Annotated in this window: 14 protein-coding genes; 10 read left to right on the plus strand and 4 right to left on the minus strand. The window is 72.6% G+C overall.

All coding sequences use genetic code 11. The features are described from left to right. Positions 1-23: 23 nt before the first annotated feature. From ACQPZP_RS38635 to ACQPZP_RS38650, 4 genes are all read left to right on the plus strand, one after another. Positions 24-989, plus strand: coding sequence for a nucleoside hydrolase (locus ACQPZP_RS38635; protein WP_433474599.1), 966 nt, complete (start codon positions 24-26; stop codon positions 987-989). 14 nt (positions 990-1,003) lie between these two features. Continuing rightward, positions 1,004-1,747: a PIG-L deacetylase family protein gene (locus ACQPZP_RS38640; RefSeq protein WP_433474600.1), complete on the plus strand. Its 744-nt coding sequence runs from the start codon at positions 1,004-1,006 to the stop codon at positions 1,745-1,747. Positions 1,748-1,849: 102 nt separating this feature from the next. Continuing rightward, on the plus strand, positions 1,850-2,305 hold the full coding sequence (locus ACQPZP_RS38645) for an SRPBCC family protein (RefSeq protein ID WP_433474601.1): 456 nt from the start codon (positions 1,850-1,852) through the stop codon (positions 2,303-2,305). A 40-nt stretch (positions 2,306-2,345) separates the two neighbouring features. Beyond that, positions 2,346-3,248: a serine hydrolase gene (locus ACQPZP_RS38650; RefSeq protein ID WP_433474602.1), complete on the plus strand. Its 903-nt coding sequence runs from the start codon at positions 2,346-2,348 to the stop codon at positions 3,246-3,248. A gap of 49 nt (positions 3,249-3,297) precedes the next feature. Here ACQPZP_RS38650 and ACQPZP_RS38655 read toward each other — a convergent pair whose 3' ends face one another. The 3 genes from ACQPZP_RS38655 to ACQPZP_RS38665 all read right to left on the minus strand — a co-directional run bounded on the left by ACQPZP_RS38655 (position 3,298) and on the right by ACQPZP_RS38665 (position 6,018). Beyond that, positions 3,298-3,984, minus strand: a complete 687-nt coding sequence (locus ACQPZP_RS38655) for a DUF4190 domain-containing protein (protein WP_433474603.1) — start codon at positions 3,982-3,984, stop codon at positions 3,298-3,300. A 190-nt stretch (positions 3,985-4,174) separates the two neighbouring features. Then, on the minus strand, positions 4,175-4,816 hold the full coding sequence (locus ACQPZP_RS38660) for a LuxR C-terminal-related transcriptional regulator (RefSeq protein ID WP_433470144.1): 642 nt from the start codon (positions 4,814-4,816) through the stop codon (positions 4,175-4,177). An 8-nt stretch (positions 4,817-4,824) separates the two neighbouring features. Then, entirely contained in the window at positions 4,825-6,018 is a 1,194-nt protein-coding gene (locus ACQPZP_RS38665) for an ATP-binding protein (protein WP_433474604.1), read from the minus strand. Positions 6,019-6,168: 150 nt separating this feature from the next. Between ACQPZP_RS38665 and ACQPZP_RS38670 the strand changes: the two genes are divergently transcribed. The 5 genes from ACQPZP_RS38670 (at position 6,169) to ACQPZP_RS38690 (ending at position 10,993) form a co-directional block, all read left to right on the plus strand. After that, a complete protein-coding gene (locus tag ACQPZP_RS38670) occupies positions 6,169-7,434 on the plus strand; it encodes a PspC domain-containing protein (protein ID WP_433474605.1) in 1,266 nt (421 codons plus the stop codon). Then, entirely contained in the window at positions 7,427-7,648 is a 222-nt protein-coding gene (locus tag ACQPZP_RS38675) for a hypothetical protein (protein WP_433474606.1), read from the plus strand. The genes ACQPZP_RS38670 and ACQPZP_RS38675 overlap by 8 nt, the downstream gene beginning before the upstream one ends. Before the next feature lie 98 nt (positions 7,649-7,746). Continuing rightward, complete coding sequence (locus tag ACQPZP_RS38680) at positions 7,747-8,451, plus strand: TetR/AcrR family transcriptional regulator (RefSeq protein WP_433474607.1); 705 nt, start codon at positions 7,747-7,749, stop codon at positions 8,449-8,451. 187 nt (positions 8,452-8,638) lie between these two features. Further along, entirely contained in the window at positions 8,639-10,516 is a 1,878-nt protein-coding gene (locus ACQPZP_RS38685) for a Vgb family protein (RefSeq protein ID WP_433474608.1), read from the plus strand. A gap of 66 nt (positions 10,517-10,582) precedes the next feature. After that, positions 10,583-10,993 carry a hypothetical protein gene (locus ACQPZP_RS38690; RefSeq protein WP_433474609.1) on the plus strand — a complete coding sequence of 137 codons (411 nt, stop codon included), beginning with the start codon at positions 10,583-10,585 and terminating at the stop codon, positions 10,991-10,993. On the opposite strand, the gene ACQPZP_RS38695 is transcribed toward ACQPZP_RS38690, so the two are convergent. Beyond that, the gene (locus tag ACQPZP_RS38695; protein WP_433474610.1) at positions 10,944-11,378 is read right to left on the minus strand and encodes a cysteine dioxygenase; all 435 of its coding nucleotides are present in this window, start codon (positions 11,376-11,378) and stop codon (positions 10,944-10,946) included. The genes ACQPZP_RS38690 and ACQPZP_RS38695 overlap by 50 nt on opposite strands. A 244-nt stretch (positions 11,379-11,622) precedes the next feature. Here ACQPZP_RS38695 and ACQPZP_RS38700 point away from each other — a divergent pair, with 244 nt between their 5' ends. Next, positions 11,623-13,149: an alkaline phosphatase D family protein gene (locus tag ACQPZP_RS38700; RefSeq protein WP_433474611.1), complete on the plus strand. Its 1,527-nt coding sequence runs from the start codon at positions 11,623-11,625 to the stop codon at positions 13,147-13,149. Positions 13,150-13,283 lie beyond the last annotated feature (134 nt).

Consider the following 13,283-nt stretch of genomic DNA (forward strand, 5'->3'; position numbering starts at 1 on the left):
ATCATGCGATATAGGTTGCATCCGTGACCAAAGCACCCACCATCCTGTACGACTGCGACACCGGCATCGACGACGCGTTGACACTCCTCTACCTGGCCTCGCTGGTCCGGGCGGGGAAGGCGGAGCTCGCGGGCGTCGGGACGGTGCACGGCAACACCGACCCGCTGACCGGCGCGCTGAACACGCTGCGCGTGCTGGAGGCGGCGGAGATCAAGGCGGGCGAGCAGGGGGTGCCGGTCGCGGTCGGCGCGCCCCGCCCGATGGCGCAGGACGTCCACTACGCGCTGGACTGGCACGGCACGGACGGCCTCGGCGACACCCGCCTTCCCGAGCCGGCGGGGCGTCCGGTGGCCGAGCCCGCCGCCGCGCAGATCGTCCGGCTGGCGCGGGAGGCGCCGGGCGAGCTGACGCTGCTGGCGACCGGCCCGCTGACGAACCTCGGCGCGGCGCTGCTGCTGGACGACGAGCTGCCGTCGCTGATCAAGGAGGTGGTCGTCATGGGCGGGGCGTTCGACCACCCCGGCAACATCACCACGCACGCCGAGGCGAACATCTGGCACGACCCCGAGGCGGCCGACCTCGTGTTCGCGGCGGACTGGCCGGTGGTCCTGGTGCCGCTGGACGCGACGCACCCGACGGCCGTCCACGACGACTGGCTCGACCGGCTGGCCGCCCACGACACCCCGGTCGCGCGGTTCGCCGCGAGCATCCTGGAGTTCTACGCCGACGCCTACACGCCCACGCTCAGGCGACGGGGCGCCGTCATCCACGACGCGCTCGCCGCGATGCTGGTCGTGGAGCCGGAGCTCGGCGAGTACGCGACCCGTCCGGTGCGGGTGGAGCTGCGGGGCGAGCTGACGCGCGGCACGACCGTGTGGGACGCCCGCTCGCTGCCCGCCGAGGACGCCCGCCGCCCGGTCAAGGTCGCCGTCGGCAGCGACGTGAAGGCGTTCCAGGAACGGCTCCTGGCGTCCCTGATGTCGTTCTGATCAAAATCGACCTTATGGTTGAATCCGTGACCAACGTTCTGGACGACAGTGAATTGCGGTGCATCCTCGCCGTGATGGCGCATCCCGACGACGTCGACTTCGGCGCGGCCGGGACGGTGGCGGGCTGGACGGACCGCGGCATCGAGGTCGTGTACCTCATGGTCACCGACGGCGACGCGGGCGGCTTCGACGACGGCGTCACCCGTGAGGAGATGGCCGCCCTGCGCCGCGAGGAGCAGCGGGCGGCGGCCAAGTGCGCCGGGGTGAGCGACGTCCGGTTCCTCGGCTACCCGGACGGTCGGGTCGAGGCCACGCTGGACCTTCGCCGCGACATCGCCCGGGTGATCCGGCAGGTGCGGCCGGACCGCGTGCTGATGCCGAGTCCCGAGCGCAACTACCAGCGGATCTATCCGAGCCACCCGGACCACCGGGCGGTCGGCTCGGCCGCGCTCGACGCCGTCTACCCCGACGCCCGCAACCCGTACGCGTTTCCGGAGCTGCTCGCCGGCGAGGGCCTGGACGCGTGGACGGTGCGGGAGGTGTGGATGAGCGGCGGGCCCGTCGTGAACCACTACGTCGACATCACCGACCGGTTCGACCGGAAGGTGAACGCGCTGCGGGCGCACGCCAGCCAGACCGGGCACATGGGCGACGGGCTGCCGGAGATGCTGCGTGGCTGGCTGGGCCACAACGCCACCGCCGCAGGGCTTCCCGAGGGACGTCTCGCCGAGTCGTTCCAGGTCATCGACACCGCCTGAGCCTGCCCGAGAATCGGTCACGCGATAAATACATTCCCTTACAAGCCGTAATCGGCTCCTGATCGGGCATGTACCCCATGTGACAGAACACGGGGGGTCGTCATGCCATACGGGATCGAGGTCACCGCCACCTCCTCCGCCGCGGCGGATGTGATCTTCAAGCATCTGTGCGTGCCGGAGGCGTGGGGCGAATGGGGCGGCTTCTGGACCCGCGCGCGGCGCGAGGCCGCCGGCGCGGAGCATCCGAACGGGATCGGGGCCGTCCGGCACGTCCGGTCCTGGCGTGCGGAGGTCGTGGCCTGGGATCCGCCGCGGCACTACGGCTACATCGCGCAGGCCGGGCCGCCGCGGCGCCGCCTGCGCGCCGACGTCACGCTGGAGCCGCACGTCAAGGGCACGCTGATCCGCTGGCGCGGCGAGATCGACGGCTTCCCGGGCATCGGACCGGTCGCCCGCGCGGCCCTGCGCCGCCGCCTCGGCGCGTACGCGCGCCGCGTGGCATGGCACTCCGAGCGCTGCGAGCCGGGCTGCCCGGCCCGCCTTCCGGGCGCCATCTGACAACGGCTGGCAACGGGTCGCACGACATTCGGGGGAATCGATGCGGCGTCATCTCATCGTGCTCGCTCTCGCGGCGGGCGCCACGGGGGCGGGGGTCACCGCCCACTGGTTCATCGCGGACAAGCCGCATCGCAAGAGCGGTGTCGTCGTGAACGCCACCGGGCCCCCCAAGGCCGGAGCGGAGGTGGCCGCGGCGGACTCGGCGCTTCCCCCGTTGGACCAGGCGGCGCTGCGCCAGTCCGTCCGCGCCTACATCCGGGCGCGTCCGGGCAGGGCGGGGGTGATGGCGACGGACCTGCGGACCGGCCTGACCTTCGGCGAGAACGAGAAGGGCCGGTTCGTCAGCGCCAGCATCATGAAGGTCGACATCCTGGCGAGCCTCGCCCTGCAGCGGCAGCGCGACCGCCGGTGGCTGTCCGGCGGCGAGCGCGAACTGGCCGGCCAGATGATCAGGGAGAGCGACAACTCGGCGGCGGACGCCCTGTACTCCCACGCCGGCTACGGCGCCGGTGTCAGGAAGGCCAACAAGAGCTTCGGTTTGCAGAACACGACGCCGTTCTCCCCTTCATGGGGTTCGTCCTGGACGAGCCCGGCCGACCAGGTGCGGCTGCTCACGAACCTGGCGTCGGACGGCAGCCCGCTGAACGCGTCCGGCCGCCGTTACATCCTCGGCCTGATGGGCTCCGTGCTCGACGAGCAGGCGTGGGGGGTCAGCGCGGCGGCGCGCCCGGGTGAGGAGGTGGCGTTGAAGAACGGCTGGACGCCGGTCCGCCACCAGGGGCACGGCTGGACGATCAACAGCGTCGGCCGCATCACCGGCCCCGGCCACGACTTCCTCGTCGCGGTGTGCACCGGCGAGAACCCGACGATGGAGACCGGTGTCTCCACGGTCGAACACGTCGCGGGCATGGTCGTGGACGCCCTGCGGGCCGCGCGGGCCTAGAGCGGGTTCCGGGGCGGCGGGCCGGCCGCCCAGCGGAACACCGGCGACGTCAGCGGTGCAGCGGCCGGCTGAGCTTCTTGCCCTCGGTGGCGGCCACGGCCACGCAGGTGACGACCCGGTCCCCGGACTTCCAGGAGTCGGCCGTCGGGTAGTAGTAGGAGTTCGCGATGCCCCGGGCGGCGGGGTCGCGGTTGATCCTCGCCTGGGTGCGCGCCTTGCATCCGGTCGACGCGAGCTGCTGGAGCTGCGCCTCGGGCGGCATGACGGCCTGCCGCAGCTTGAAGACGGCCATCACCTCGCCGTCGTGCGGTTGCGTACACGGGACGATCTTGACGCTCTCGACCTCGACCGGCGCGTCGGTCGCGGTGCTGCTCGTGGCGCCCGAGTTGTCGTTGATGCAGTGGCCGACCTTCATCTCCTGGGCGTCGACCTTCTCGGGCTTGGTCTGCGTCACCTTGGGCGTGGCTCCGCCGTCGTCCGAGGAGTCGCCGCCCTGCAGCACGAAGGCGGCGATGCCCACGACGATCCACAGGCACGACAGCACGATGCCGGCGATCGCGAGGCCCCGCCCCTTCCCGCCCTTCTTCCCGATCTGGTTGAGGGCGATGGCGCCGAGGATCGCCCCGAGGATGCCGAGGCAGCCGAGCAGGCCGGTGACGAAGGCGGCGATCGCCAGGCCGTTGGTCTTGTCGGATCTGGAGCCGTGGCCGGGGCCGTAACCGGAATCCGACGGCATGGGAGGGGTCGGATAAGGCGGCTGGGAGCCCGGCTGCCCGGGCCCGGGAGGAGGATAGGTCATGGAGAGCGACTGTCCCATACCGGACGATGCGATGATCACGAGTCCGGCAAATCGGATATTACAATTTGCTCACAGTCGCGGGGAAAACGTTTACTGCGGGGACTCCAGAGGGCAGGAACATGCGCCGTCAGACGAGGCGGCGGGCGGCGGCCCAGCGGGACAGCTCATGCCGGTTCGACAGCTGCAGCTTCCGCAGGACGCTGCTGACGTGCGTCTCCACCGTCTTGACGGAGATGAACAGCTCCTTCGCGATCTCCTTGTAGGCGTAGCCGCGCGCGATCAGCCGCAGGACGTCCCGCTCCCGCTGGGTGATCTGGTCCAGTTCGGGATCGACGGCCGGGACGTCCGTGGCCGCGAACGCGTCCAGGACGAACCCGGCGAGCCGGGGCGAGAACACGGCGTCCCCCTCGGCGACCCGGCCGATCGCGTCCGTCAGCTCGGGGCCGGAGATCGTCTTGGTGACGTAGCCGCGCGCCCCGCCCCGGACGACGCCGATCACGTCCTCCGCCGCGTCCGACACCGACAGCGCGAGGAACTTGGACGGGACCGAGCCGTGCAGCCGGCGCAGCACCTCGATCCCCCCGCCGCCGGGCAGGTGGACGTCCAGCAGCACGACGTCCGGCTGCGTCCCGCGGATCACCGAGACCGCCTCGTCGACGTCGCCCGCCTCCCCGACGATCTCGACGCCGCCGCCGAGCTCGGCCTTCACCCCGGTCCGGAACATCTGGTGGTCGTCGACCAGCACGACCCTCTTCAACGCCTCGCCCATCGCTCCGCTCACGATTTCCTGATCTCCAAACGCACCTCGGTGCCCTCGCCCGGCGCGGTGCGGACGGTGGCCTTGCCGCCGTTGCGTTCCATACGTCCGATGATGGACCCCCGGACGCCCATCCGGTCCGCCGGGACCTGGTCGAGGTCGAAACCCTTGCCGCGGTCGCGGACGAAGATGGCGATCTCGGCGCCCTCCACCTCGGCGTAGACGGACACCGACGGCGCCTCGGCGTACTTGGCGGCGTTCACCATCGCCTCCCGCGCGGCCTGGAGCGTCGCGCCGATGCGCTCGTCAAGCGCCGTGTCCCCCACGCAGACGACCTCGATCGGCACGTTGTGGTCGTCCTCGACCTCGCCGGCCGCCTCGCGGATCGCGGCGGCGAACGTCTGGTCGGGATCGGCGCGCGGCTGGTAGAGCCACGTCCGCAGCGTCCGCTCCTGGGACCGGGCGAGCCGCTGCACCTCCCGGGTGTCGTGCGCGTTCCGCTGGATGAGGGTCAGCGTGTGCAGCACCGAGTCGTGGATGTGCGCGGCCAGTTCGGCGCGCTCCTGGGACCGGATGCGCTCGTGCCGCTCGGCGTCCAGGTCCTGCCAGAGCCGCACCACCCACGGCGTCACGATCACCGCGACCCCCGTGAGGATGATCAGCATGGCGATGACGACCGAGCGCGCCTGGTCGGCCTCCACGTTCTGCGCGACGACCCCGCCGATGCCGCCGACCACGAGGAGCAGGCCGAGCAGGCTGCGCAGCCACCGCTGGCGGAGCGGAAGCGTCCAGCGCTGCCGCTGGTCCCGGTCGGCCTGCTGCCAGAGGATCGCGGCGCCGACCCCGCCGACGACGAACGGCCACAGCGCCCACTGGACGACCCCGGCCGCGCCCCACGGCAGGGCCGCGAGGCCCAGGGTGACGGCCGCGTAGGCGAGCAGCTGGCCCCAGTCGCGGCCGCGCCGCCGGCCGGCCGGCCGCTCGGACCTCTCGGCGGCGGGCACGAGGATCCAGAACGCCGCGTACGCGGCGAGGCCGAGCCCGCTCGCCATCGTGAGCAGGACGAACGCGGCCCGGACGAGGAACACGTCCACGCCGAGGTGCACGGCCAGGCCGCGGCACACCCCGGCGACGAGCCGGCCCTCGGCGGCGCGTTCCAGCCGGTCCGGCGCGACCGGCGTCGCCCCGGGCCGCTCCGCCGTCTCCCGGCTCACCGCCGCCCCTCCGAAGGTTCTCCCACGTCGTCGATCGTCACACGCCGGGACGCGAACCGCATCAGGGACCTACCCCGGGCCCGCCTCAGGGTCGGAATCAGGGACCTCCCCGATACCGCGCGCGGGGCGGGACACGCGACCATGGCTGGCATGGGCGAGGAGAAGCAGGTCCAGGAACCGAACTACCGGCGGCTGGCGCGCGACGCCGACCGGCGGGTGCTGGCCGGCGTGTGCACCGGGCTCGGCCGCTACACCGGAATCGACCCCGTCGTGTTCCGCGTGGGATTCGCGATCCTGGTCCTGGCGCACGGGCAGGGGATCTTCCTCTACATCGCGGCGGCGCTGCTGATGCCGTCGAGCCCGGGCGAGTCGTCGCTCGCCGAGCAGCTCCTCAAGCGGTGGTTCGACGGGCAGGCCGTGCTGTCGATCCTCGGCGCGCTGCTGTGCGTCGGCGTCGTGTTCAGCCTGTTCGGCGGCTCGCCGACCGACGCGATCGCGGTGCTGGTGGTATTCGGGCTGGTGCTGCTCGTCGCGCACTCGCGCGGCGTGGACCTCGTGACCATGGCGCGGTCGGTCCCCGAACGGCTCACCGGGCATCCGCCGGAGCCGTCCGCCGAGTGGACGCGGTCGGAGTCCGTCGTCGTCGGCGGCGTCTCCCTCGGCAAGGACGTGCCGTCCCGGGCACCGGGCGGCGGCGGGGGCCTGCCCGAGGGCATGATCGACCTCGCCGCCTACTCGGCCACGCGGACGGGCGCGGCCGAGACCGTCGCGGACGCGCCGCCGGCGCCGCGCGACCGCGGCGGCGTGAGCTCGCCGGCGGCCACGATCACGCTGCTGGCCGCCATGGCGGCGGGCGCGGCGATGATCCCGGTCGCGCGGTCCTATCCCGCCCCGGACTCCTGGCTGATCGTCATGGCGCCCGCGCTCGCCGTCATGGGACTCGGGCTGTTCGTCGGCGGCTGGTACCGGACCCGCGGTCTCGCCGCGGCCGGGACCGTGCTGACCCTCGCGATGCTCACCACCTCGGTCGTGGGCGACGTCCCGCGCAACGCCGAGTACGGGGAGATCGACTGGCGCCCCACCGACCTCGGGCAGGCGAACCAGGTCTACAAGGTGGGCGTCGGCCAGGGCGGCCTCGACCTCACCGCCCTGCCGGTCGCGGCCGGGCAGCGCGTCGAGATCAACGCGGAGGTCGCGCTCGGCGGGCTGGAGGTCACGCTGCCGCCGGGCGCCCGGGTCATGGTGGACGCGAAGGTCGCGCTCGGCGACCTGCGCGTCGAGCACCGGACGACGAGCGGGCCGAACGCCAAGGTCGTGCGGACCCTCGAACCCGAGGTCGAAGCGGCCGGCGAGCCGCCGGTGATCGTCCTGCGGATCCGCGGGAAGGTCGGAGACGTGGACGTGCACCGTGGCTGACCGGGAGCGTGCGAAGAAGAAGTACAGGTTCGATCCGGCAGGGCCCGTCACCGGGCTGTTCTTCCTCGTCCTCGCCGGGCTCTTCCTCTCGGACGGCCTGTCGGAGACCGATGGTGTTCCCGCGACGGTACTGGTCCCGGTGGTGCTGATCGGCCTCGGGCTCGTCGGGACGGTCCGGGTGCTGACCCGCTCCCGCCGCCGCAACCTGCGCTGACACCCTTCTGTGACCCGCGCCGCACGCGCCGGGCCTTTCCCCAGCGCCGGGAACGGGAAGTAACCTGATCCCAACGGCTGGTGACGGAACGAGGTTCGATGTCGGGGCAGGCGGGGACGCCGGAGGCGGGGTGCGCGGACGTGCTGCCCGGGTCGCGGTCGGCGCTGGACCCGGGCCGCGCCATCAAGCCCGGCCGGCACGGGCTGTCCCCCGAGACGGTGGCCGGCATCCAGCGGGAGCGCCTGATCGACGCGTTCGTCCAGGTCGTGTCGGAACGCGGGTTCGCGCACACCACGATCAGCCGCGTGACCGAGGGCGCGGGCGTCACGAAGAAGACGTTCTACGCGCACTTCACCGACCTGGACGACTGCTTTCTGGCCGCCTACCAGCGCGGCATGGACATCCTGCTCCGCCTCATGCGGGAGGCGTACGAGGCCGCGCCGTCCTGGCCGGACGGGATCCATGCGGGGCTCCGCACGCTGCTCGCCGCCCTGGCCCGGGAGCCCCGGTTCGCGCGGGCGTCGCTGGTGGAGGTCAACGCGGCGGGCCCGCAGGTCCGGCAGGCGCGCATCGACAACCTCGTCCGCTTCCGCGCGTTCTTCACCGACCCGTCGCTGGCGCCCGTCCCGGTCGCCGTGGTGGACGCGATCGTCGGCGGTATCTACAGCGCGATCCACGTCCAGATGGAGACGGGCGAGGCGGAGGAACTGCCGTCGCTGCTGCCGTCCCTGACCTACTTCGCGCTGCTCCCCCTCATCGGCCGCGAGGCCGCGTCGCCCTATCTGAACGGCGACCCCACCTGACCGGCGAATACTGGCACGTTCGGCTTTCCGGCCAGCTCGGGACCCCTTTCGCGGCCCTCCGGTTGACCCGCTGACCGGAAGCGGACGGAGATCAACGACCGGGTTGACGTGAAAAACCTACGGGTTTCTATTGGTGTGGATCTTGTCTCGGGTCGGGGGATCCCCACTTTCCAAGGAGGCGATGGCGATGCGCCATCGACGTAGCAGAGCGCTCTCGCTGGCCGCCGCGCTGGCGCTGGGAGCGGGCGCCCTGACGGCCGTCCCAGGCGCCGCGGCCGCCGCGAGCCCGGTGCGCGAGATCGCCCTGCCCGTCCCCGACGTCCTGCCGCTCGGCCTGGCCGCCGGCTCGGACGGATCCGTCTGGTACGCCGCCAACGCGGGCGGCATCGGCCGCGTGGACGCCGCCGGCAAGGTCACCGAGTACCCGGTCGCCGAGAACTCCAAGAAGCTTCTCGGCGCCCCGGACGCGATGACCTCCGCGCCGGACGGCTCGCTGTGGTTCACCGACGTGTCCACGGCCGCCCCGCGGGTCGGGCGCGTGGACCCGGCGACCGGCAAGTCCACCCTGTACGAGCTGCCCACCACCGGCACCGTGAACTTCGCGAACGCTCAGGTCTCCGACATCACCCCCGGGCCGGACGGCGCCCTGTGGTTCACCGGCGGCGTCTCCGGCTCCATCGGCCGCATCGACGCGTCCGGCACCGTGACCGCCTACGCCACCCGGCTCTTCCCCTACGCGCTCACGACCGGCCCGGACAAGGCGATCTGGTTCACCACCGGCCAGGGCGTCCTCGGCAGGCTCGACCCCGCCACCGGCGCGGTCACCACCTTCCCGACGCCGTCCGCGGGCAAGGGGACCCCCGCGATGGGCGGGATCGTCATCGGCCCGGACGGCAAGCTGTGGTTCACCGAGCCCGGCGCCGGCAGGGTCGGCCGGATCGACCCGGCCACGCACGCGGTCGACGAGTACTCCACCCCCGTCCCCGACTCGATGCCCACCGGCATCGTCACCGGCCCGGACCGCAAGCTCTGGATCACCGAGACCGCGGCCAGCAACATCGCGAGCGTCGACCCGGTGTCCGGCGCGATCAGCGAGTACCCGCTGCCGGCGACGCTGTCCGCGCCGCAGCGCATCGTCAACGGCCCCGGCGGCCACCTGTGGTTCAGCGAGCCGGGCCGCGGGCTGATCGGGCACCTCGACCCGGCCGCGCCGCCCGCCGGCACCCGCCACCCGGCCGTCCCGGCCCTCCTGCCCGGCGCCGCCCCCAACGGCGCCGCCCAGTTCATGAACCAGTGCCCGCGCGAGCAGCTCTGCCAGACGCAGGTCACCACCGGCGGCTCGGTCGAGATCGGCTCGTTCCAGCAGGAGCTGCCCGCCGGCGCCATCCGCATCACCGGCTACCTGGGCGAGCCGGACGAGACCGGTGACCTCGTGCTGAAGCCGCCGGTCGCCGGGCGGCAGCTCGTGTCCACGCCGGTCGAGGTGCCGGGCGGGCTGATCGGGCAGCTGCCGCTCATCGGGCCCATCCTCGGCAAGACCCCCGCGGCCATGTGGGACGTCAACCGGCTCACCGTCACGCAGTCGCTCGCCGGGCCGATCCACGTGTCGCTCTCGGGCGGCGGGCTCGGCGCCAAGGCGTCCCTGAACGTCCACCTCAACAACCAGCTGCTCGGCGCCACCTGCGTCATCGGGCCGATCGAGGCGAACCTCGCCCCGGCGTTCCGGACCGGTGACCTCGCGTTCGACCCGCTGCTGTCGTGGCTGTCCGGGCAGATCGCGATCAGCGCGCCGGTCGCCGTGCCGGCCGCGAAGGGCTGCGGCCCGTTCGGGATCCTGGACGGCGTCATCAACCAGATGATGGGCCTGCCGTCCCCCGCGTCCGAGAACACGATGAACCTGACCGGGGTCCTCAGCCTCGCGTCCGGGATCAACCCGAGCAACACGCCGCAGGCGGCCGCGCCCGCCGAGGCCGCCAAGCTGCTGAAGGACGCCCGCACCGTGCGGAAGCCCCGCGTCCTCCCGGCCGCCCCGAAGAAGAAGACCGTCCGGGTCACCCCGCGCTGACCCCCGTGCACGCGCGGCGGGCCCTTCCCCCCGGGCCCGCCGCGCGCCTCATCCCTGGAGGACCTCATGCGGCCGGCCGTGCTCGCGCTCTCCCTGCTGCTCACCGTCCCGCTGGCCGGCTGCAGCGGTTCGGAACCGCCGCCGGCCGGGCCCGCCCCCTCGGCGGCGACGTTCCGTCCGACCCCGCCGGTGCTGAACGGCGTGCGGCCCGGCGCCGAGAAGAAGTCGCCGCTGGACGGCAACTGGACGGCGGGCTCGGGCAAGGGGCGCGTGGCGCTCTACCTCTACCGCGGCGCCGCCGCCCTGAACTCGCCGGGTTTCTGCACCGGCACCGTCGACGCGTCGGGCGGGATCAAGCTGAGCTGCGCGAACGGTTCCCGCGACCGGGTCGCCGGCCGGGCCGTCCTGCGGTCGGGGAAGCTCGTCGTCAGCTGGACGGGCGGTCCGAAGGACGTGCTGCACCGGCGTGCAGGCTGACCGCGAACGCCGGCCCCGGGTTCGTCATCGTCTGCGCCCCGCCGTGCACGCGGACGCGGTTGGCCCGCAACGGCCGCTCGGTGACGCCCCGCCCGGTCATCGCCAGCTCCGCCAGCTCGCCGGCGATCAAGGTGCTGACCTGGCCCGGAACCGTCGCGCCGGACCCCGGCGGCCAGGTGATCAGCCACGTCTCGTCGTCGAGCGGGACGTGCACCGGCTCGCCGAGGTCGAACCGGACGAGCCGCCACCACTCGCCGGGGCGTCCGGCGAGCTCGCGGACGCGGGCGGCGAGCTGCCCGACGGTCGGCGGACGGACGGCGGTCGCGCGGCCGTGCGGGTCGTCCTGGCCGTGCATGGTGAGATCGGGAACCACGGAAAGGTCCACGGGAGAAAGTCCTTCGTGCAGGTGTGTCGGCCGGTGAGAACAGAGGTCAGCGACAACACGAAGGACACAGCGCGCCGGCCACGCGGCACAGGGCCACGGGGCTGTCGGTCGGCAGGCGCTTGGTCACGGGTACAAGGAGACACTCGGTAACCGAAGGTTGTCAAGCCGATCACCGAGAGTCCACCCGGAATCCGCCCCGCGTGGAGAGCATGCGCGGGGAATGGATCAAGGGAACGGAGCACCCATGGACCGTCGGACCGTGCTGCGCGGCGGCCTCGTCACCACCGGCGGGGCGGCGTTCACCCTGCTCGGCGGCGGGCCCGCGTCCGCGCTGCTGCGCATTGACCGCCCGCGCCTGACCCACGGCGTGCAGAGCGGCGACGTGACCGCGCACGAGGCCGTGGTGTGGGCGCGCTCCGACCGTCCCGCCCGGATGCTCGTCGAGGTGAGCCGCCGTCCCGACTTCCGGAACGCCCGGACCGTGCGCGGGCCCGTACTGACGCCCGGCACCGACCTCACCGGCAAGACGCTCCTGCGCGGCCTGCCGCCCGGCGAGGAACTGCACTACCGGGTCCGGCTCGACGGCCTGGACCAGGGACCGGCGTCCGAGCCGCTGGCCGGGCGGCTGCGCACCGCTCCCCGCGGCCGGCGGGACATCCGCTTCGTCTGGTCGGGCGACCTCGCCGGCCAGGGCTGGGGCATCGACCCCGACCTCGGCGGCTACCGGATCTTCAAGGCGATGGGCGCCGCCGACCCCGACTTCTTCCTGTGCAGCGGCGACCTCGTCTACTCCGACGGCCCCCTCAGCGCGACGGTGCCGCTCCCGGACGGCCGCACGTGGCGCAACATCGTCACTCCGGAGAAATCGGCCGTCGCCCAAACCCTCGCCGAATACCGCGGCCAGTTCCGCTACAACCTCCAGGACGCGAACTTCAGGGCCTTCAACGCCCAGGTCCCGATGCTCTACCAGTGGGACGACCACGAGACGCTGAACAACTGGTACCCGGGTGAGATCCTCGACCTCCCCCAATACACCGAGAAGCGCGTGGACGTCCTGGCGCAACGCTCCCGCCAGGCGATGTTCGAGTACACGCCGGTCCGCACCGCCCGTTCGGGCCGCCTCTACCGGCGGATCTCCTACGGCCCGCTCCTGGACGTCTTCATGCTCGACATGCGGACGTACAAGTCCCCGAACGACGCGGGCACGTCCCCGACCCAGCGGGACGGCCTCCTCGGCGCCGAGCAGTCCGCGTGGCTCAAGCGGGAACTGCGCGACTCCAAGGCCACCTGGAAGGTCATCGCGGCCGACCTGCCCCTCGGGCTGATCGTCCCCGACGGCACCGCGCAGGAGTCCGCCGCCCAGGGCGACGACGGCGCCCCGCTGGGCCGCGAGCGCGAGATCGCCGACCTGCTGTCGTACGCGCGGCGGCACCGCGTCCGGAACATGGTCTGGCTCACGGCCGACGTCCACTACACGGCGGCGCACTATTACGACCCCGCGAAGGCCGCCTTCACCGATTTCGACCCCTTCTGGGAATTCGTCTCGGGCCCCCTCAATGCCGGCGCCTTCGGCCCCAACAAACTCGACGGCACGTTCGGCCCGCAACTCAAGTTCGTCCAGGCGCCGCCGCACGCGAACACGTCCCCGGCCGAGGGCTACCAGTTCTTCGGTGAGGTCCAGATCGACGGACGAAGCGAGACCCTGACCGTCCACCTACGGGATCTGGACGGGAGGCCGCTCCACACCGAAACCCTCGCTCCCCGCCGCTGACTCACCGGCTGAGCAGGAGGAACACGACCCAGGTGAGCACGAGGGTCACGACCACCGACCCCAGGCATCCCAGCCGGGACGAAAAGAACAACATAGGCGGCCCCTACCCCGGAACCGGTCGATATCGCCCGCGA

Origin of the sequence: Spirillospora sp. CA-142024, assembly GCF_050942325.1 — a bacterium.
Lineage (GTDB): Bacteria > Actinomycetota > Actinomycetes > Streptosporangiales > Streptosporangiaceae > Spirillospora.